Here is a 19,529-nt window from a genome sequence, read left to right as displayed (position 1 = left end):
GACGCCATATGACTACGGTCGGTAGTGATCTGATTGCAAGGAGTGGACTTTGAAGTCCGTGCCGTTGGCGTTGAACCCGGGCGAGGGGAGGGCAGGGTGGCCGACTTCTACGCGCCTCAGGCGATATGGGGCAGAGAGTTGCGGCACTACCGGAAGGCGGCGGGCCTGACACAGGGGCAGCTCGCCGAGCGCATCCATTTCAGCGAGGGCCTGATCAGCGGCGTCGAGACCGGTCAGCTCCCGGCCAGCCCCGAGTTCGCCGAGGCCTGCGACAAGGCCCTCGGCACCGGCGGAGCCCTGCGCCGCCTCCTCGACTGGCGCAAGGGTCAGATCTTCCCCTCCTGGTTCGGCAAGTGGCACGAGAAGGAGCAGGCGGCGCTCACCCTGCGCACCTACGAGCCGCTCCTGGTGCCCGGCCTCCTGCAGACCGAGCAGTACGCCCGCGCCCTGCTGCGCGGCAACGAGGCCGCGGTGGCCGCGCGCATGGAGAGGCAGGCGATCCTTGCCCGCGACGACCCTCCGTCGCTGCGCTGCGTCATCGACGAGGCGGTGCTGTTCCGGCCCATCGGCGGGCCGGAGCTGATGAAGGGTCAACTGCGGCGGCTGCTCGACGCGGTCACCCCGCGGCTCAGCATCCAGGTCCTCCCGCACGGGCTGCACTCCGGCTTGACGGGGGGCTTCGTGATCGCGACCCTGGACGGAGGTTCCGAGGTGTTGTACGCGGAAACCGCGGTGCGCGGCATCACGACGAGCGATCATGAGGACGTCTCGGCGGCCGTGGAGCGGTTCGAGGCCATCCGTACCGAGGCGTTGCCCTTGAGCATGTCCCTTGAAACGATAAAGAAAGCCATGGTGGAACGATGGACCTGAGCTGTGCCCAGTGGCAGAAGTCCAGTTTTTCCGGCGACAACGGCGGCAACTGCGTCGAGATCGCCGAGCTCAAGAACGTTCCTGGCGGCCCTGAGCACAAGGGCGGGCAGGCTGAGCTGGTCGTCGTGCGTGACTCCAAGGACCCCGACGGGCCCAAGCTGTTCTTCACGCCCGCCGAGTGGGACGCGTTCGTGGCGGGCGTGAAGGCGAGCGAGTTCGACCGCGCCTGACGGCGAGGTCGCGGTGGGGTTCAGCAGGTGGCGGGGCCGGCGTCCCGCTGGACCTCTATGGCGGGCGTCTCGCCCACGTGCGGCGGCATCGCGGAGGCGGACATCAGCGGATCGCCCGGGGTGCCGCCGACCTTCTCCAGGAAGTCGGCCCACTCGGTCGGCACGGTGAGCGCGGTGATCGCATACCACTCCCCGGCCATCGCGGGGTCGTCGCCTTCGAGCGAGACGGGCACGTCCCACTGGCCGGAGGCCCGTACGGGGTCGACGCGGTAGAAGCGGGTGTGTCTGGTGCGCGGCGTGCCGGTCGTCCGGCGTACGCCGATCAGCAGGCTCGTGCCCTCGGGCAGCGTGGCGGTGCCTCTCACCAGCGGGCAGGGCGAGGCGGTGGCCCCGGGGCCGGTGACGGGTGCGGTGATGACGAGCCGGGGCGTCTCCCGCTCGCTCTGCGCCTGGCTGTACTTCACCACGACGCCGGGCAGGCCCACCAGCGTCGTGGCCATGCCGACAATGGCGGTGGCCCACTTCCTTCTGGCGCTCCATACGCGTGGAGCGGGCCCGGCGCCGTGGCCGAGCTTTCGATTCTTGGCCATTTGCGGTATTTCCCCCGATCGTGCGCCGCGAGATGGATACGCGGAAACGCGACGTATCCCGATTTTTCCGGATAAACGCCGAATTGGAGTCTTTTGCTCAACGGGGTGGAAGGGTGTCAGTATGCACCCGATTTCGGGTGATGCCGTTTCCCCTGCTCATACCCTTGATCGTCCGCGTAACCCCCGGCCGAGGGTGTTTTTGAGATCAACTTGACGGTCGTTCTCAAAGCGCGAATCAGCGGCTATTGGCCCAAATACGCGCCGATTGCACGATCTCCTCAAGGTTGTCGCTGTGCGCACCCTGCCAGTAGACCTGGCCGCAGCCGCCGCACCGGCCGTAAGCGTCGTAGCTGCGCCGGGTGCCGGCCTCCAGCAGCGACCCGACCTCCTCCTTCGTCACCGGCACGAGCACGCCGTTGCAGGCCGTGCAGCGCGTCCACGGGGCCAGCGGTGGCTCGAAGCGTTCGAGCACGTCGCGGAGCTGGTCGGCGGGGCGCGAGCCGCGGACGTAGGCGCCCAGCCACAGCGCGCGGCGGCGCAGCAGGCCGCGGTCCTGGGTGAGCAGCACCCGCCGCTCCTCGTTGGCCTGGACCACCAGCGCCGGATCGTCCATGTCGTTGTGGTACGCGGTGTCCACGCCGAGCAGGCGCAACCGCCGGGCCAGCGTGCCGAGGTGCACGTCGAGCAGGAACCGCGGCCCGGCGGGCAACGGCTGCGGCCGGGGCAGCGGGTGCACCTCGACCGTCTCGCCCGGCGCGAGCAGGTGGGACGGGGCCACGCCGCGGCCGTCCGACACCATCGGCCCCGCCTCGGTCAGCGGGATGCCGAGCGACTCCACATGATGGCCGAGCGTCGAGGTGCCGTCGGTGGTCACCCGCTGCCACTCCCCCCGGCGGCTCACGGGCACGAACATCCTCAGCTCGGCGGCGATGCGCAGGCGTGCGTCCCGTTCGGTCACACTGTCCATTCTGCGCGACCGGATACCGTGAAATCATGCCCATCTCCCGCCGAGCCTTCCTCGGGCTCGCCGCGCTCGCGGCCGGCTGCTCCGCGGCCAGGCCCGCCGAGCTGCGGCTGGTCACCGGGCTGGCGGGCGGCCCGTACGGCGCGCTCGGGCAGCGGCTGGCGGGCGAGCTGCGGCACGACGGGCTGACCGTGCGGGTGGTGGAGACCGCGGCCAGCGTCCAGAACCTCACCATGATGGCCGGCGGCCGGGCCGACGTCGGGTTCGCGCTGGCCGACAGCGCCGACGACGCGGTCAGGGTGCGCCACCAGCCGGTCTCCGCGCTGGCCCGGATGTACATGAACTACGTGCATCTGGTCGTCCGCGAGGGCGCGCGCATCACCGGCGTCGGCGACCTGGCGGGGCGTCCGGTGTCGATCGGGGTCGAGGGGTCGGGCACGGCGGTGACCGCGACGCGCGTGTTGTCGGCCGCCGGGCTGCGCACGCCGCCGCAGATCACCCGGCTCGGCCTCGACGCCTCCGTCACCGAGCTGCGCGGCGGCCGGATCGAGGCGTTCTTCTGGTCGGGCGGCGTGCCGACGCCCGCGCTCGCCGCGCTCGACGACATCGCGCTGGTGCCGCTGGAGTCGCTGGTGCCGGTGCTGCGCCGCCGCTACGGGCCGGTCTACGAGCACGCCGCCGTGCCGGCCGGCGCGTACGGGCTGGCCAGGCAGGTGCCGACCGTGGGCACGCCGAGCTACCTGATGTGCCGTACGACGCTCCCCGACGACCTGGCCTTCACCGTCACCGAGACGCTCTTCCGCGCCCGCGACCGCCTCCAGGCCCCCTCGGCCCCCGGCGGCCGCCTCGACAGGCGTTACGCCATCGGCACCGGCGTCGTGCCCCTGCACCCGGGCGCGGCCCGCTACTACCGCTCGGTCTACGGCTGACCCAGGGCCAGCTCGACCACCAGCCCGTGCGGCACGGCGGGCAGCAGCCGCAGGGTGGCCCCGCACGCCTTGGCCAGCTCGGCCGCGATGGCCAGGCCGAGCCCGCTGCCCGGGACGTTCGCGTGCGTCCCCGACCGCCAGAACCGCCCCAGCGCCTCGGTCCGCTCCTCCGCGTCCAGCCCCGGCCCGTCGTCGGCGACGCGCAGCGTCCCGCCGTCGAGCGTGACCGTCACCGTGCCGCCCTCGGGGACGAACTTCTGGGCGTTGTCCAGGGCGATGTCGGCGATCCTGGCCGCCGCCTCCGGCACCACCGCGCCCGCGGGGACGTCGGCCACCAGGCACACGCCCTTGGCCGCGAAGACCTCGCGCCACACCGCCAGCCGCTCGCCGAGCCCGACCTCCTTGCCCGCCAGGCCCGCGCCCGCCTCGACCTTGGCCAGCGCCAGCAGGTCCTCCACCAGCAACGCCAGCCGGTCGAGCTCGGACATCGCCTCGGCGTACTCGGCCGTGCCCTCCTCACGCAGGTGCGGCTCCAGGTTCTCCAGCCGCAGCCCGAGCACGGTGAGCGGGGTGCGCAGCTCGTGCGAGGCGTCGGCCACGAAGGCGCGCTGCCGTTCCATCGCCGCCGAGACCGCGTCGGCCATCGCGTTGAAGCGCTCCTCCAGCCGCCGCAGCTCCGACGGGCCCGCCCCGGGATGCGCCCGCGCGTCGAGCTGACCCTGCGCGATGGCCCGCGTGGTGCGGTCGAGCTCGGTCACCGGCCGCAGGATCCAGCGGGCCAGCCGCCGGGCCGCCAGCGCCGACCAGGCCAGCGCGACCAGCGCCCCCGCCGCCAGCGCGCCCCAGACCAGCGACACGTCCAGCCGGGCCTGCCCGGTCGGGGCCTCCAGCAGCACCACGCCGGACACCTGCGCGTCACGCCCGGCGGGCTCGGCCAGCAGCACCGTGGCCGGGCCGAACGGGCTGACCGTGGGCAGGTCCTCGGTCGTGCGCCCGGACAGCGCGAGCCGGGTCGCCTCCCGGTCGTCGGCCTCGAACCGGCCGGCCGAGACCAGGATCGAGCCGTCGCGGTCGCGCACCCGGACGGCCGCGCCGTACAGGTCGGCGTAGCGGGAGACCTCGGTGATCAGGCCCGTACGGTCGTCGTCGCGGGCCGCGGCGTCGGCCAGCTCGGCGAAGCGGGTGGCGTCGGCGCGCCGGTCGAGCAGCAGGCGGTTGGTCCGGTGGGAGGCGTAGGCCAGGCCGAGCGGCACCGCCAGCGCCGCGATCAGGAAGACGATCAGCGTGGTGAACGTGACCACCAGCCGCGCGTTCATCCCGCCGGGCCCAGCCGGTAGCCGGTGCCGCGCAACGTCTCCACCAGCCCGGGACGCCCGGTCTTGGACCGCAGCCCCGCCACGTGCACGTCGAGCGACCGGGACGCCGACAGCAGCGGATCGCCCCAGACCTCGTCGAGGATCTCCTCCCGGCTGCGCACCACGCCCGGCTCGCGGGCCAGCAGCGCCAGCACGTCGAACTCGCGCCTGGTCAGCGCCACCGGCTGCCCGGCCACCGTGACCTGCCTGCACTCCAGGTCGATGCGCACGTCGCCGACGCACACCACGTGGTCGCGCGCCGGCATCGGACGCGTGCCGCGCCGCAGCACCGCCTCCATGCGGGCCATCAGCTCGACCGTGCGGAACGGCTTGACCAGGTAGTCGTCGGCCCCCGAGCGCAGGCCGCGCAGCACCTCGCGCTCCTGCGTGCGCGCGGTGACCACGATGAGCGGCACCGCCGAGACGCGGCGCAGCCGGCGCAGCACGTCGAGCCCGTCCATGTCGGGCAGGCCCAGGTCGAGCAGGACGAAGTCGACGCCCCCCGCCAGGCGGAGGGCGTCGACGGCCAGGCCGGCGCGGGTGACCGAATGGCCGTGCCGGGCCAGCGCGGTGGTGAGCGCGGAGGCGAGACGATCGTCGTCCTCGACCAGGAGAACCCGCATGGTGCCAGGTTAGACGCGGGCGGTGACCGGATCCGACGGCTCGGCGCCCTCGCTGCGGGACAGCGCCGCGTCGCGGGTCTCGCGCATGGTCAGGTAGACGACCAGGGAGACGGCGGCGCAGGCGGAGACGTACCAGTAGAAGCCGGACTCGATGCCCTTGTCCTTGAACCACAGGGCGACGTACTCGGCGGTGCCGCCGAACAACGCGTTCGCGATCGCGTACGGCAGCGCGACCCCCAGCGCGCGCACGTGCGTCGGGAACAGCTCGGCCTTCACCACCGCGTTGATCGAAGTGTAGCCGGTCACGATCACCAGGCCGGCGAGCGACAGGACGAGCGCGCCCCCGAAGCCGCTCGCCCCGCCCAGCGCGGTCATCAGCGGCACCGTTCCCAGCATCGACCCGATCCCGAACGTGATCAGCAGCGGCCGGCGCCCGATGCGGTCCGACAACGACCCGGCCAGCGGCTGCAGGCACATGAAGATGAACAGCGCGCAGAAGCTGACCAGCGTGGCCGTCTCCTTCGGCAGGCCCGCGGTGTTCGACAGGTACTTGGTGAGGTACGTCGTGTAGGTGTAGTACGCGACCGTGCCGCCCATGGTCAGGGCGATGACCAGCAGCGCCTCCTTCTTGTGCGCCAGGAGCTGCCTGATGGTGCCCTTGTCCCGGCGCTCCTCTTCCTCCTCGCCGTACGCCTCGGTCTCCAGCAGGCTGCGGCGCAGGTAGAACACGACGGCGGCGGCCAGGGCCCCGACCACGAACGGCACGCGCCAGCCGTAGGAGTTCAGGGCCTCCTTCGACATCGTGTTCTGCAGGATGATCTGCAGGCCGAGGCCGACGAGCTGGCCGGCGGTCATGGAGACGTACTGGAAGCTGGAGGCGAAGCCGCGCCGGCCGCGCGGGGTGGCCTCGGTCAGGTACGTGGCGCTGGCGGCGTACTCGCCGCCCACCGACAGGCCCTGGAGCAGCCGCGCGACCACCAGGACCAGCGCGCCGGCGTAACCGACCGACTCGTACGTGGGGGCGATGGCGATCAGCAGCGCGCTGGCCGACATCAGCGTGACGGTGAGCGTGAGCGCCGCCTTGCGGCCCCGGCGGTCGGCGTACCGGCCGAGCAGCCAGCCGCCGAGCGGGCGCATGAAGAAGCCGACGGCGAAGATCGCCGCGGTGTTGAGCAGCTTGGCCGTGTCGTCCCCGTCAGGGAAGAACGAAGCGGCGAAGTACACGGCGAAGCTGCTGTAGACGAACCAGTCGTACCACTCGACCAGATTGCCGACGGAGCCGCCGATCACTGCCTTCCACGGCACGCGCGCTTTGTTCATGTAGGACCTCCTGGGGGGAGTGGATGCAGGCCAGAGCCTCTCCCCAGAAGGTTGTTCGGACAAGGTGCGGCGGCTCAGATCTAACGTGCGCTTAACATCGGGTTTTCCTCAGCGCAACGGGGGCCGGGCGTTCTTCGCGCGTTCGAGCGCCAGATCGGCCCACCACTGGCCGCTCTCCGGCGCCACCACGCCGCGTTCGGGGTCCTTGTCGCCGTTCGTGCCGCGCCGGCACCGTCCGCCGGAGCTGCCGGCCCGGGTGATCCACAGGTAGGCGTCCGCCAGCTCCTCGCCCGTGTCGGTCGTGGGCCGCTCGCCGACGCCTCGGCCCGGCGGGTTGCACCAGGTCTGCGGGTCCTTGTACTTCTTCGTCGGCGACCACGAGCCCTGGCCGTTCCTGGCCGTGTCCACCACGAAGTGCGGCAGGTCGCCGCCGGGGTCGGCGTCCTTCGGGCAGGTGGCGCCGCCCGTCCTGCGCATGACGGCGATGCAGGCCGACAGCGACTTGCCGTACTCGACGGCCTTGGGGGTGGGCTGGAAGGCGGCGGTGTTGACGAAGAACCCGTCGGCCCGGTCGATCCCGGCGCCGATCAGGCGCTGGGCCATGACCTCGGTGCCGGGGTAGAGGTCCTGGCTGCCGTCGAGGTAGACGGCCGTGCCGGGATGCCCGGTCTTGAGCGACAGGACGGCCTCGCGCAGGTCGCGGTAGCGCTGCTCGGCCGTGCCGGCCAGCGTGCAGTCCTTGGCGCCGGGCAGGTTGACCAGGCTGGACGGCTCCAGGATGATCACGGCCTTGCGGTCGCCGATCTGCCGGGCGACGCCCTTGACCCACTGCTGGTAGACCTGCATCTCGCCTGCGCCGACGGCGGCGCAGTCGCCGCCGCCCGGCATGTAGTTGACCAGGAAGACGGGCACGCCGCCCGCTTCCTGCGCGGCGGTCACGGCGGTCTCGACCGTGGCCCTGACCTCGGGCTGGTTCAGGCGGATGGCGTGCGGGACGGCGGCCAGCCGCTCCATGAGCGCGGCGTCGGCCGGACGCTCCTTCTGCCACACGGCGGCCTGGCGGGCGGCGGCCTTCTCCTTCTCGGACCAGAAGGTGACGCCGTTCTCGCGCAGCGGGTTGCGGGGTGCGGCGGTGGAGGCCGGGGCTGTGCCGGTGGCCGTGCGGGTGCTCGCGGGGGTGTCGTCGTGGGGCCACAGCAGGGCCGTGGTGACGCCGGCGGTCGCCACCACGACCGCCGCGGCCGCGGCCAGCAGCCTCGTCCGCCGCTTCCCCGCCGTCGTCGCGTCCGTCCCTTCGAGAGGAGAAGGGGGGACGGTGGCCGGCGTCCCGGCGGTGGGAGGGGAAGGGGGGACGGTGGCCGGCGTTCCGGCGGTGGGAGGGGAAGGGGGGAGGGTGGCCGGCGTCACGGGGGCGGGGGAGGGGGGTGGGGTGGGGAGGGCGGCGGAGGGGGTGGCGGTGCTGAGGGCGTCCATCAGGTCCTGGGCCGTGGGGCGGGCGGCCGGGCTCTTGGCCAGCGACGCGGTCACCAGGTCGAGCAGCGGCCCCGACAATCCCCGCAGCTCGGGAGCCTCGTTGACGATGCGTAACAGGATCGTCGGCACCGACCCCGACCCGAACGGCGGCAGCCCCCCGGCGGCGAAGGCGACCGTGCAGCCCCACGAGAAGATGTCCGAGGCCGGCCCGACCCGCGACCCCGCCACCTGCTCGGGCGACATGTACGACGGCGTCCCCACGATCGCGCTGCTCATCTCCGACTCCGCCAGCCGCGCGATGCCGAAGTCGATGACCTTGGGCCCCACCTGGGACAGCAGCACGTTCGACGGCTTGAGGTCACGGTGCACGACCCCGGCCCCGTGGATGGCCCGCAACGCCATCGCCATGGCCGCGGCCAGCCCGTCGAGCGCGGAGCCCTTCAGCGGCCCGGAGTCGCGCACCGCGTCGTCCAGGCTGGGCCCCTCGACGTACTCGGTGACCAGGTACGCCACGTCCGCGTGCACGTCGGCGTCGAGCACCGGGGCGGTGCAGAAGCGGGCGACCCGCCGGGCCGCGGCCACCTCGCGGGCGAACCTGCGCCGGAAGTCGGGGTCGGCGTCCATCCTGGCGTGGATGAGCTTGACGGCCACCCGCGTGCCGCCGGGCTCCTCGCCCAGGTAGACGACGCCCATGCCGCCCTCGCCCAGCCGGCCCAGGAGGGCGTAGCGCCCCACCTGCCGCGGATCCGCGTCCCTCAGCGCCTCCAACGTCATGACGTGTCAGGTTAGCCGGGGAAAGGTCAGACCGTCAGCCGCCACTCGTCCCACTCGTCGAGCAGCTCGAACCCCATGGCCTCGTTGATGGCCAGCATGTGGGCGTTGGACGTGGCGTTCCAGGTGATGATCCGCTCCAGGTGGGGCTCGCGCTCGCGCAGCCACAGCAGGTTGGACAGCTTGAGCAGCAGGCCCAGCCGATGGCCGCGGTGCTCGCGCAGGACGGTGGTGTCGGCCTGGTGGCCCCAGCCGTCGGAGCGGTCGGCGGTGAGGTAGATCCGCGTGTAGCCGGCGGGCGCGCCGTCGGACTCCCGCCTGGCGATCATCGTGTAACAGGTCTCGCCACCGACCGTGACGCGCTCCTCGCGCAGGCGCAGGCGGTCGAGGTCGAAGGTCATGTCCTCGACGTCGGCGTCGCGCGGGGCGTCGTTCATGCCGCTCATCAGCGTGGCGAGGTCGGCCAGCAGCTCAGGCCCGGCCGGGCCGGCGAACCGCTCGACGCGGTAGCCGGGCACCTCGGGCAGCATGCCGCGCAGCGCGGCCCAGTCGGCCGTGCGCAGGTCGAGCGTGCGGCGGGCCTCCTGGAGCGCGACCGTCATCCCGTGGGCGCGGGCGAAGCGGGCGCCGACGCCGGTGGTGGGGGTCTCGGTGAGCAGCAGGGTGCGGCCGTGGGCGCGCATCCGGCCGAGGGCGTGCTCGAACAGCTCGCCGCCGAGGCCGCGGCCGCGCAGCTCGGGCCGGACCACGAGCGGGAAGAGCCAGCCCATGTGCCGGTTGTCGGACTGGGGCAGCGCCAGGCTGTAGCCGCCGGCGACCTTGCCGCCGTCGGTCAGGACCCAGGACTCGACCCGGTCGCCGGGAGGGCCCAGGAGGGCGATGACGGACAGACGGGTGAGCGACAACTTGGGGCCGGGCTCGTGCGCGTGGGCGGCCAGGTAGGCGTCGTGCAGGCCCGTCATCAGCTCGCCCGGCCGGTCGAAGTCGATTGGCTGGATGTGCATCCGTCCAGCCAATCGCATCGGCGCCGCCTCCGGCCAGCCGTTTTACCGCCGGCGGGCCCTACTGCCGGTAGTTCTCCACCTCGCCGGCCGGGCGGACGGCCGCGCCGTCGGGGTCCTCGCCCGCGCCGCGCCTGGCCCGGCGCTGCCGGAGCAGGTCCCAGCACTGGTCGAGCGCCACCTCCAGCTGCTTGACCCGCGCGTGCTCATCGTCGGAGGTGACCTCGCCCGCCGACAGCCTGCCGCGCAGCTCGTGCTCCTCGGCGACCAGAGCGCTGATCCTGGTGAGAATATCGTCGTCCCGCATGCCCAAGACTCTAACGACTGCGTGATAGAACACGCCCTATGTCTGGTATCGCGCTGGTAAGGAAGCCCGGACCCCGGATCGCCGAGGGCATCGTCACGCACATCGAGCGTGCGCCCGTGGACCACGAACGCGCTCGTCACCAGCACGACGCCTACGTCGCGGCGCTGGCCGCGGCCGGATGGCGGCCGGTCTACGCCGAGGACGCCGACCACCTGCCCGACGCGCCCTTCGTGGAGGACGCCGTGGTGGTGTCGGGGCGGCTGGCCGTGCTCACCCGGCCGGGCGCGCCGGAGCGGCGTCCCGAGGTGGAGTCCGTGGAGCGGGCCGTACGGGAGCTCGGCCTGAAGGCGGTCCGGATCGCCCGCCCCGGCACCCTGGACGGCGGCGACGTGCTCCAGGTCGGCCCCACCGTCTACGTCGGCAGGTCGGCCCGCACCGACGACGAGGGCGTCAGCCAGCTCGCCGCCCTGCTGCCCGAGCGGCGGGTCGTGCCCGTGGGCCTGCGCGGCGTGCTGCACCTGAAGTCGGCGGTGACCGCCCTGCCCGACGGGACGCTCATCGGCGATCCCGGTCGCGTCGAGCTGCCCGGCCTGCTCGAACCGCCGGAGGAGCCGGGCGCGCACGTGGTGCCGCTGGGCGGCGACCGGGTGCTGCTGGCCGCCTCCGCCCCGAGGACCGCGGCGATGCTGGAGAAGCGCGGGCTCGTCGTGACGAGGGTGGACATCTCGGAGTTCGAGCGGCTGGAGGGCTGCGTCACCTGCCTGAGCGTGCTCATCCCGGACCAGCCACCTGCCTGAGCGTGCTCATCCCGGACCCACAGTGGCTCGCGTCGGAATTTCGCGGCCCTGACCTGGTGTTTCACCATCGGTGGACCGATCGGCTCTCATGATGTGAGATCAAGGGCAGCGAATCCCGAGACGTCTGGTAGCGTGCTTGGCATGCTGCGCGGGCTGCTTCTTAGCTGCCGCGGCGAGGGCCTGTAAGGCCGGCTCCCTCGTCGCGGAGCCAGTCATGCGCGTCGGCCGCTTTCGACTCGACCGACGAGGAGCAGCAGACATGAACGCCCAGCAGCCCAGTCCCATGCCGGCCCATCGTTATCAGCCGTTCGAACCGATCCGGCTGACCGATCGCACCTGGCCCGACCAGGTCATCACCAGGGCGCCCCGGTGGTGCGCGGTCGACCTGCGCGACGGCAACCAGGCCCTGATCGACCCGATGGACTCCCACCGCAAGCTCCAGATGTTCGAGCTGCTGGTACGCATGGGCTACAAGGAGATCGAGGTGGGCTTCCCGGCCGCCTCCCAGACCGACTTCGACTTCGTCCGGCAGATCATCGACGAGGGCCGCATCCCCGACGACGTCGTCATCCAGGTGCTGACCCAGGCCAGGCCCGAGCTGATCGAGCGCACCTTCGAGGCGATCGAGGGCGCCAAGCAGGCCATCGTCCACCTGTACAACTCGACCTCCACCCTCCAGCGCCGCGTCGTGTTCGGCCAGGACAAGGAGGGCATCACCGCCATCGCCGTCGAGGGCGCCAAGCTGGTCAGGAAGCTGGCCGAGGCCACCGACGTCGACGTCTTCTACCAGTACTCGCCCGAGTCGTTCACCGGCACCGAGCTGGAGTACGCCGTCGAGGTGTGCGACGCCGTCAACGAGGTGTGGCAGCCCACCCCCGACCGCAAGGTCATCATCAACCTGCCCGCCACGGTCGAGATGGCCACGCCCAACGTCTACGCCGACCAGATCGAGTGGATGCACCGCAACCTGCGGCACCGCGACTCGATCGTGCTGTCGCTGCACCCGCACAACGACCGGGGCAGCGCCGTGGCCGCCGCCGAGCTGGGCTACATGGCCGGCGCCGACCGCATCGAGGGCTGCCTGTTCGGCAACGGCGAGCGCACCGGCAACGTGTGCCTGGTCACTCTGGGCATGAACCTGTTCTCGCAGGGCGTCGACCCCGAGATCGACTTCAGTGACATCGACGAGATCCGCCGCGTCACCGAGTACTGCAACCAGCTGCCGGTGCACCCGCGCCACCCGTGGGGCGGCGAGCTGGTCTACACCGCCTTCTCCGGCTCCCACCAGGACGCCATCAAGAAGGGCTTCGAGCACCTGGAGCGCGACGCCGCGGCGGCCGGCACGCCGGTGGCCGAGTTCACCTGGGCGGTGCCCTACCTGCCGATCGACCCCAAGGACATCGGCCGCACCTACGAGGCCGTCATCCGGGTCAACAGCCAGTCGGGCAAGGGCGGCGTGGCCTACATCATGAAGGCCGACCACCAGCTCGACCTGCCGCGCCGGCTGCAGATCGAGTTCTCCAAGGTCGTGCAGGCCCGCACCGACGAAGGCGGCGGCGAGATCAGCCCCACCGCCATGTACGAGATCTTCCGCGACGAGTACCTGCCCAACCCCGCCAACCGCTGGGGCCGGCTGAGCCTCATGGCCCACCGCCACGAGTCGACCGTCGACGACAAAGACCGCATCGGCGCCGACGTGCGCCTCGACGGTGAGATCCGGGAGATCGCGGGCGTGGGCAACGGCCCGATCTCGGCCTTCATCGACGCCATCGCCGGCGTCGGCATCAAGGTGCGGGTCCTCGACTACGTCGAGCACGCGATGAGCGCCGGCAGCGACGCCAAGGCCGCCTCCTACCTGGAGTGCGAGGTCGACGGGCAGGTGCTGTGGGGCGTGGGTATCGACGCCAACACCACCACGGCCTCGCTCAAGGCCATCATCTCGGCGGTCAACCGCGCCACGCGCTGACGTTCTCGCGCAAGGGGCAGGAGTGCACGTTCACTCCTGCCCCTTTCGCCGTGCGGGGACGTTCCGGTCACGCGGCGAGGCCGAGTGCCGCGGCGGCCAGCCGCAGCGCATGGTCGAAGGCCGCCCGCCGGCTGTCGATCGTGTTGTTGAACTGGCCGAACACCTCGAAGTTGACCCAGCCGTAGAGCGTCGACCAGGACGCCATCGCCCGCCACACCACGTCGTCGGGCACGCCGGGCATCAGGGCACGGATGTTCTCGGCGTCCGCGGCCACCTCGGCGGGCGGCTCGGGGGCGGCCGGCGGGTGCAGCCCGCCCGCGTTCCAGGCGTCGGTGACGATCGCGCCGAGCACGGTGACGTCGCGCAGCCGGGCCGCGACGGTGTCCTGCGGCGCCTGGTAGCCGGGCACGGGGGAGCCGTAGATCAGGGCGTACTCGTGGGGGTGGGCCACCGCCCAGTCGCGGACGGCATGGCCGGCGGCCAGCCAGCGGCCGAGGTGGGCCGTGCGCGGGCAGGCGGCCTCGGCCTGCTCGACGGCCTGGCCCAGCGCGTTGTAGCCGTCGATGATCAGGGCGGTCAGCAGGTCGTCGCGGCTCGGGAAGTAGCGGTAGATGGCCGAGGAGACCATGCCCATCTCCCGCGCCACGGCCCGCAGCGACAGGCCGCCCGCGCCGTCGGTGGCCAGTTGGCGGCGGGCGATGTCGGTGATCTCCCTGGTGAGCTCGGCTCTCACGCGCTCTCGCGCGGTACGGCTGGCTGTCATGCACAGCAGGTTATCAGAGCACTGGCAAAAAACGAGAGCACCGCTCTTGACGAGTGCCGCTCTTTTGAGAGAGCATTGCTCTCGTAAGCGAACAGCGCACCCCCCCAGGAGATCCCCATGCTCGCCCTCGCCAAGAACGCCAACGCCGCCCTGATGTTCTTCCTGGAGCTCGGCGTGCTGGGCGCGGTGGCCTACTGGGGCTTCACGCTCAGCCCCAACTGGGTGATCAAGCTCCTGGCCGGGCTGGGCGGCCCGGCGCTGTTCGTCGCCGTGTGGGCGCTGTTCGGCGCGGGAGGCGGCGCGAACGCCACGATCCCGCTCACCGGCCTGGCCCGCGTCGCGCTGGAGATCGTCTGGTTCGGCGGCGGCGCGCTCGCGCTCTACGCCGCCGGCCGGGTCACCCCGGCGATCGTCTTCGCCGCCGTCTTCGTCGTCAACGCGCTGCTGCGCGTCATCTGGAAGCAGGTCTGATCATGGGTAAGCACGTCGTCGTGGGGTCCGGCCAGGTCGGCACGCACCTGGCCGCCAAGCTCGCCGCGCAGGGGCACGAGGTCGTTGTCGTGACCCGGTCGGGCCGCGGGCCGGAGGGCACGGTCAGGGTGGCCGCCGACGTGGCCGACCAGGCCCGGCTGTCCGAGCTGGCCAAGGGGGCCGACGTCCTGTACAACTGCGTCAACCCGGCCTACCACCGGTGGCTGACCGACTGGCCGCCGATGGCCGCCTCGTTCCTGGCCGCCGCGGAGTCGAGCGGCGCCGTCCTCGCCATCCTGGGCAACCTCTACCCGTACGGGCCCGTCTCCGGCCCGATGACCGAGGATCTGCCGCTGGCCTCCACCACCCCCAAGGCCCGGGTGCGGGCGAAGATCTGGCACGACGCGCTGGCCGCCCACCGCGCAGGGCGGATCAGGGTGACCGAGGTGCGCGGCTCGGACTTCTTCGGCCCCGGCGCCACCGACCAGTCCCACCTGGGCACCCGCTTCATCCCCCCGCTCAGGGCCGGCCGGACGATCCGGCTCGTCTTCCCCGCCGACGTCCCGCACAGCTGGACCTACCTGCCGGACGTGGCCGACGCCCTGATCACCGCCGGCGCCGACGAGCGGGCCTGGGGCCGCCCCTGGCACGTGCCCACCAACGACCCGATGACCTTCCGCGAGGTCGGCGCCCGGATGGCCGCCCTGCTGGACCTGCCGGCGCCCACGATGACCACGCTGCCGTGGCCGCTGCTGCGGGTGTCCGGGCTGTTCTCGCCCATGATCGGCGAGCTGCGGCACGTGCGCTACCAGTTCACCGCGCCCTACGTGCTCGACTCCTCGGCGTTTCAGCAGGTCTTCGGCGTCGCGCCTACGCCGGTGGAGGCCGCGCTGAAGGCTACGCTCGACGGATGAAGATAGCCATGATCGGCCTGGGCGACATCGCGGAGAAGGCGTACCTGCCCGTGCTCGCCGCCCAGTCCCTCGACCTCCACCTGTGCACCCGCAACACCGCGCGGCTCGACCGGCTCGGTGACGCCTACCGCGTCGCCGACCGGTCCACCAGTGTCGACGAGGTGATCAAGGCCGGGGTCGACGCCGCGTTCGTGCACGCCGCGACCGAGGCGCACCCGGAGATCGTCGAGCCGCTGCTCAGCGCCGGGATCCACGTCTACGTCGACAAGCCGATCGCCTACAGCCTGGCCGAGTCCGAGCGCCTGGTGCGCCTGGCCGAGTCCGAGGGCAGGTCGCTGATGGTCGGCTTCAACCGCCGCCACGCCCCCGGCTACGCGGGGCTCATGGCCCTTCCCCGTCACCTCGTGCTGCTGGAGAAGAACCGCGACAACTACCCCGACGCGCCCCGGCGGGCCATCTTCGAGGACTTCATCCACGTCGTGGACACGCTCAGGTTCCTCGCCCCCGGCCCGGTCACCGAGACCAGGATCCGCACCCGCGTCCGCCGCGACCTGCTCGAACACATCGTCCTTGAGCTGTCGGGCGCCGGGTTCACCGCGATCGGCGTCATGAACCGGGTCAGCGGCGCCGCCGAGGAGACCTGCGAGGTCATGGGCGACGGCATCAAGCGGCGGGTGGTCAACCTCGGCGACGTCCTCGACTACGAGGGCGGCGAGACGCTCACCAGGCGGCCCGACTGGGTGCCGGTCGCCCGGCAGCGCGGCATCGAGCAGATCTGCCAGGAGTTCCTGCTCGCGGTCCGCGAGGGCCGGGTGATCAGCGCCGAGGACGCCCTGATCACCCATGCCATCTGCGAAGAGGCCGTCAGCCTGGCTTCCTGACCCGCATCGACTCGTCGGCCCTGGCGAACATGCGGTCGAACGTCGTCCCGCCCAGCCGGGCGAGCACCGTGTAGCCGTCGGTGTCGCTCAGCGGGCTGGAGGAGGAGACCACGCCCGCCACCGAGTCGCCGTACAGCACCGGGCCGCCGCTCCCTCCGGCGGCGGCATGGCAGTTGCGGGTGACCATCAGCCCGGGGCCCACCGTCGAGCCCTCGACCGCGTCGCCCAGGCAGCGGTACATCTGCGTGCCCGGGTAGCGCTTGCCCGCCGGGTAGCCGAGCAGTTCGAGCCCGCGCAGCCCGGCGCCGCGGCTCGTGCGCAGGGGCGGCAGGCCCTGGCCGACCACGTCCTCCAGCGGGCGTTTGCCCTTGACGACCCCGACCAGGCCGACGTCGTACGGCAGCACGTCGGGGGAGTCGGGGTTCGCCCGCCAGCGGTCCGGCGCCCACGTGCGCACCGCGGACCAGACGCCGTGCCGCGGGTTGCCCCTGTCGAACCCGGGCATGAAGACCAGCCGCTTGAGCGGCCGGCCGTCGTGGTAGAGGCAGTGCGCGGCCGTCAGCACCAGGCTGCGGCTGCGCGAGCCGATGATCGCGCCGCCGCACCACACGTCGGTGCGGGTGACGGGGTCATGGCCGAGCAGCACCCCGGTCAGCCGCCGCGCCCCCGTGTAGGGGCGCGGGACCGGCGCGTAGCCCAGGCGGTCGCCGTCCGGGGTCAGCACCTGGGGGACGGGGACGCTGCGCTGCGCGACATCGGTGACGCCAGCCGGATCGAGCAGGACCAGAGACAGTACCAACCTGAGCACTTTCCCACTCTACGGGGAAGATGATCACTGCCCTGACCTGCGACACCAAGGTTTACCTAAGTGGGGGATTGTCATGCGTCGTACTGGGCGCCCAGGGCGCGCAGGCGGGCGTGGACGTCCTCGTACACCGAGGGGGCGCCCAGGTAGGCCTTGGGCAGCTTGGCGACCATGGTGTAGTTGGTGTCGCACACGTTCCCGACCGGCGCCTGGCCGGCCTGGCTGACGAGCTGGTACGCGTCCAGCGTGTCGAGCCCGGTCAGCTCCGACGTCCAGGTCACCAGGTCGTGCTGGCTGATGCGGTAGGCGTCCTCCAGGGGCCTGGCCGAGCCGGTGGACATCAGGTGCAGGTCGTCCTCCAGCCGGGGCCACGGCGTGGCCACGCCCTTGATCAGCTCGACCGCGACCACGGTGTTCATGGCCGACTCGACGGCCGTGCCGCAGACCTCGCCGTGCCCCTGCAGACCGTGGCCGTCGCCGATCGAGAACATGCCGCCCTCGACGTTGACGCCCAGGTAGACGGTGACGCCGGCGCGCAGCTCAGGGGTGTCCATGTTGCCGCCGTGCGCGTCGGGGGTGATGGTCATGCGGGCCTCGTTCGCGCCCGGGGCCACGCCCACCGTGCCGTGCATCGGGTCGAGCGGCAGCGCGACGCTGAAGTCGCTGTTGCGCGCGTGGTAGACGGCCACGCCCTTGTCCACGTCGATGTCGTAGCGCCAGACCCGCTCCTCCAGCGGCGGCTGGAGCGTCGCCGTGGTGTGGGTGCCGGTCAGCGCGCCGAAGTGCGGGAACGTGGTGGACACCGCCCAGTCGCGGGCCGGGGTGATTCTGACGAAGTGCAGCGCCAGCGTGTCGCCCGGCTCGGCCCCCTCCACGTGGAAGGGGCCGGTGACGGGGTTCAGGTACGGGAACTCGCAGACCCGCGACGGCAGGTCCTCCACGGTCCGCACCCGGCCGCCGAAGCAGTCCTCGGTGTACAGCTCCAGCACCGTCCCGGGCCGCACCCTGCCCAGGGCGGCACGGCCGCCGAAGGTGTAGCTGAGCTCCTCCGGCGTGGGGTGGTAGGAGACGACGTTCACTTGACCTCCGAGGGAAGAACGGGCCTGCGGCCGACGAGATAGCTGACACCCAGGATGACTAGCCCGGCCGCCAGCCAGATCAGGCCGACCGTCTGGGTCACCAGCTTGGTGTTGTACACCACGGCGGCCAGGACGAGGAAGCCGATCGCCGGCGCGACCACGTGCGCCCACACGTTCCCGCTGCGCCTGCGGAACCAGTGGTGGACGACGACGGCCACGTGCAGGATCAGGAATGCGGTCATCGCGCCGAAGTTCACGAGCTGGCTGAGCAGCGGGATGCCGTAGTTCTCCAGGCTGCTCATGTAGAGGCCGATGCCCAGCGACAACACGGCGACGGCCAGCGTGGCGTTCACCGGCACCTTGTGCCTGGGGTGGACCTTGGCCAGGAAGGAGGGGAGCATGCGGTCGCGGGCCATCGCGAACAGCAGCCGCGAGGTGGCCGCCTGGGCGACCAGCGAGTTGGCGAAGCCCCACGCGATCGCGGTGGCGACGGCGGTCAGCACGCTCAGCCAGTGGCCGCCGGCGAACTCCGCCATGCGGTAGAAGGCGTCACCGTTCTCGTCGCCCTTGGCGATCAGCTGCGCGCGGTCGGGCATGAGCAGCGCCGCGACCCACGTCTGCGCCACGAACAGCACCGCGGCCAGTCCGAGCGCCGCCACCATCGAACGGCCGAGCCGCCTGCCGTCCTCCTTGTTCTCCTCGGCCAGCGTGGAGATGCCGTCGAAGCCGAGGAAGGACAGCACCGCCGTGGCCGCCGCGCCGAACACCAGCGTCCAGGTGAACGTCGAGGGCTCGAAGATCGGCGTGAACGCGCCCGCCTGGGCCTTGCCCTGCGCCAGGGCGATGCCGCCGATCACCAGGAAGATCGCCAGCACGGCCAGCTCGGCGACCAGCATCACCCGCGTGATGCGCGCGGTCATCTGGATGCCCATGTAGTTGACGGCAGTGTTGAGCAGCACGAAGATGACCAGCCAGCCCCAGACCGGGATGCCGGGCACGAACGAGTTCATGGCCAGGCTGGCGATGAGGTAGAGCAGCGACGGCACCAGGATGTAGTCGAGCAGGATCGCCCATCCGGCGATGAACCCGACCGGCGCCGAGATGCCGCGCCCGGCGTAGGTGTAGACGGAGCCCGCCATGGGGAACGCCTGGGCCATCTGCGAGTACGACAGCGCCGTGAACGCCATGGCGACCAGGCCGATGATGTAGGCCAGCGCGACCATGCCGCCGGACGACTGGAACACGCCGCCGAAGATGCCGAACGGTGCGATCGGCACCATGAAGATCAGGCCATAGATCATCAGGTCGGCGAAGCCCAGAGAGCGTTTGAGCTCTTGGCGGTAGCCGAACTGCTCAACGGTGCTCATGTTGCGCGGCTCCTTGTTGAGGTTGGGGGGCGTTTCGCACCTTAGAGCCAAAG

20 protein-coding genes are annotated in these 19,529 nt (G+C 71.8%); 8 read left to right on the top strand and 12 right to left on the bottom strand.

Translation table 11 applies throughout. From position 1 onward, the window contains the following. Positions 1–96: 96 nt before the first annotated feature. Complete coding sequence (locus AB0J46_RS39075) at positions 97–870, top strand: helix-turn-helix transcriptional regulator (protein WP_352352480.1); 774 nt, start codon at positions 97–99, stop codon at positions 868–870. Continuing rightward, positions 861–1,100: a DUF397 domain-containing protein gene (locus AB0J46_RS39070; protein ID WP_364339616.1), complete on the top strand. Its 240-nt coding sequence runs from the start codon at positions 861–863 to the stop codon at positions 1,098–1,100. Before AB0J46_RS39075 ends, AB0J46_RS39070 begins: the two co-directional genes overlap by 10 nt. Before the next feature lie 20 nt (positions 1,101–1,120). On the opposite strand, the gene AB0J46_RS39065 is transcribed toward AB0J46_RS39070, so the two are convergent. Both AB0J46_RS39065 and AB0J46_RS39060 read right to left on the bottom strand, forming a co-directional pair. After that, positions 1,121–1,690, bottom strand: coding sequence for a hypothetical protein (locus AB0J46_RS39065; protein ID WP_364339614.1), 570 nt, complete (start codon positions 1,688–1,690; stop codon positions 1,121–1,123). A 235-nt stretch (positions 1,691–1,925) separates the two neighbouring features. Further along, positions 1,926–2,657, bottom strand: a complete 732-nt coding sequence (locus AB0J46_RS39060) for a Mut7-C RNAse domain-containing protein (protein ID WP_364339612.1) — start codon at positions 2,655–2,657, stop codon at positions 1,926–1,928. 26 nt (positions 2,658–2,683) lie between these two features. On the opposite strand from AB0J46_RS39060, the gene AB0J46_RS39055 reads away from it, so the two are divergent. After that, positions 2,684–3,583 (top strand): TAXI family TRAP transporter solute-binding subunit, encoded by a 900-nt coding sequence (locus tag AB0J46_RS39055; protein ID WP_364339610.1) that lies wholly within the window; start codon positions 2,684–2,686, stop codon positions 3,581–3,583. On the opposite strand, the gene AB0J46_RS39050 is transcribed toward AB0J46_RS39055, so the two are convergent. From AB0J46_RS39050 to AB0J46_RS39025, 6 genes are all read right to left on the bottom strand, one after another. After that, positions 3,574–4,899, bottom strand: a complete 1,326-nt coding sequence (locus AB0J46_RS39050; RefSeq protein WP_364339608.1) for a HAMP domain-containing sensor histidine kinase — start codon at positions 4,897–4,899, stop codon at positions 3,574–3,576. The genes AB0J46_RS39055 and AB0J46_RS39050 overlap by 10 nt on opposite strands. Further along, positions 4,896–5,561, bottom strand: a complete 666-nt coding sequence (locus tag AB0J46_RS39045) for a response regulator transcription factor (RefSeq protein WP_364339606.1) — start codon at positions 5,559–5,561, stop codon at positions 4,896–4,898. Before AB0J46_RS39045 ends, AB0J46_RS39050 begins: the two co-directional genes overlap by 4 nt. Positions 5,562–5,570: 9 nt before the next feature. After that, positions 5,571–6,881 (bottom strand): MFS transporter, encoded by a 1,311-nt coding sequence (locus tag AB0J46_RS39040; RefSeq protein ID WP_364339604.1) that lies wholly within the window; start codon positions 6,879–6,881, stop codon positions 5,571–5,573. A 108-nt stretch (positions 6,882–6,989) separates the two neighbouring features. Then, a complete protein-coding gene (locus tag AB0J46_RS39035) occupies positions 6,990–9,128 on the bottom strand; it encodes a glycoside hydrolase family 6 protein (protein WP_364339602.1) in 2,139 nt (712 codons plus the stop codon). A gap of 26 nt (positions 9,129–9,154) precedes the next feature. Then, a complete protein-coding gene (locus AB0J46_RS39030) occupies positions 9,155–10,129 on the bottom strand; it encodes a GNAT family N-acetyltransferase (RefSeq protein WP_364339600.1) in 975 nt (324 codons plus the stop codon). Positions 10,130–10,187: 58 nt separating this feature from the next. Next, positions 10,188–10,433 carry a DUF2630 family protein gene (locus AB0J46_RS39025; protein ID WP_364339598.1) on the bottom strand — a complete coding sequence of 82 codons (246 nt, stop codon included), beginning with the start codon at positions 10,431–10,433 and terminating at the stop codon, positions 10,188–10,190. Positions 10,434–10,471: 38 nt separating this feature from the next. Between AB0J46_RS39025 and ddaH the strand changes: the two genes are divergently transcribed. Both ddaH and leuA read left to right on the top strand, forming a co-directional pair. Further along, positions 10,472–11,230: a dimethylargininase gene (gene ddaH, locus AB0J46_RS39020; RefSeq protein WP_364339596.1), complete on the top strand. Its 759-nt coding sequence runs from the start codon at positions 10,472–10,474 to the stop codon at positions 11,228–11,230. Between the two features lie 259 nt (positions 11,231–11,489). Continuing rightward, positions 11,490–13,196, top strand: coding sequence for a 2-isopropylmalate synthase (leuA, locus tag AB0J46_RS39015; RefSeq protein WP_364339594.1), 1,707 nt, complete (start codon positions 11,490–11,492; stop codon positions 13,194–13,196). Between the two features lie 67 nt (positions 13,197–13,263). Here leuA and AB0J46_RS39010 read toward each other — a convergent pair whose 3' ends face one another. Next, positions 13,264–13,959: a TetR/AcrR family transcriptional regulator gene (locus AB0J46_RS39010; protein ID WP_364339592.1), complete on the bottom strand. Its 696-nt coding sequence runs from the start codon at positions 13,957–13,959 to the stop codon at positions 13,264–13,266. Positions 13,960–14,076: 117 nt separating this feature from the next. On the opposite strand from AB0J46_RS39010, the gene AB0J46_RS39005 reads away from it, so the two are divergent. From AB0J46_RS39005 to AB0J46_RS38995, 3 genes are read left to right on the top strand one after another with little or no spacing between them, the layout of a single operon-like run. Continuing rightward, positions 14,077–14,430 (top strand): YrdB family protein, encoded by a 354-nt coding sequence (locus AB0J46_RS39005; RefSeq protein WP_364339590.1) that lies wholly within the window; start codon positions 14,077–14,079, stop codon positions 14,428–14,430. A 2-nt stretch (positions 14,431–14,432) separates the two neighbouring features. Then, positions 14,433–15,344: an NAD-dependent epimerase/dehydratase family protein gene (locus tag AB0J46_RS39000; RefSeq protein WP_364339587.1), complete on the top strand. Its 912-nt coding sequence runs from the start codon at positions 14,433–14,435 to the stop codon at positions 15,342–15,344. Continuing rightward, positions 15,341–16,225 (top strand): Gfo/Idh/MocA family oxidoreductase, encoded by an 885-nt coding sequence (locus AB0J46_RS38995; protein ID WP_358292079.1) that lies wholly within the window; start codon positions 15,341–15,343, stop codon positions 16,223–16,225. The genes AB0J46_RS39000 and AB0J46_RS38995 overlap by 4 nt, the downstream gene beginning before the upstream one ends. Here AB0J46_RS38995 and AB0J46_RS38990 read toward each other — a convergent pair. From AB0J46_RS38990 to AB0J46_RS38980, 3 genes are all read right to left on the bottom strand, one after another. Further along, positions 16,209–17,033, bottom strand: coding sequence for a hypothetical protein (locus tag AB0J46_RS38990; RefSeq protein WP_364339585.1), 825 nt, complete (start codon positions 17,031–17,033; stop codon positions 16,209–16,211). The two genes, AB0J46_RS38995 and AB0J46_RS38990, sit on opposite strands and share 17 nt — an antisense overlap. 71 nt (positions 17,034–17,104) lie before the next feature. Continuing rightward, the gene (locus AB0J46_RS38985) at positions 17,105–18,109 is read right to left on the bottom strand and encodes an acetamidase/formamidase family protein (protein WP_364339583.1); all 1,005 of its coding nucleotides are present in this window, start codon (positions 18,107–18,109) and stop codon (positions 17,105–17,107) included. Next, positions 18,106–19,476, bottom strand: coding sequence for an APC family permease (locus AB0J46_RS38980; protein WP_364339581.1), 1,371 nt, complete (start codon positions 19,474–19,476; stop codon positions 18,106–18,108). The genes AB0J46_RS38985 and AB0J46_RS38980 overlap by 4 nt, the downstream gene beginning before the upstream one ends. Between the last annotated feature and the right edge of the window lie 53 nt (positions 19,477–19,529).

Origin of the sequence: Nonomuraea sp. NPDC049758 (assembly GCF_040674635.1) — a bacterium.
Taxonomy (GTDB): domain Bacteria; phylum Actinomycetota; class Actinomycetes; order Streptosporangiales; family Streptosporangiaceae; genus Nonomuraea.
Note: the sequence above shows the minus strand (reverse complement) of the source record. Positions and strands in the feature narration are given on the sequence as shown.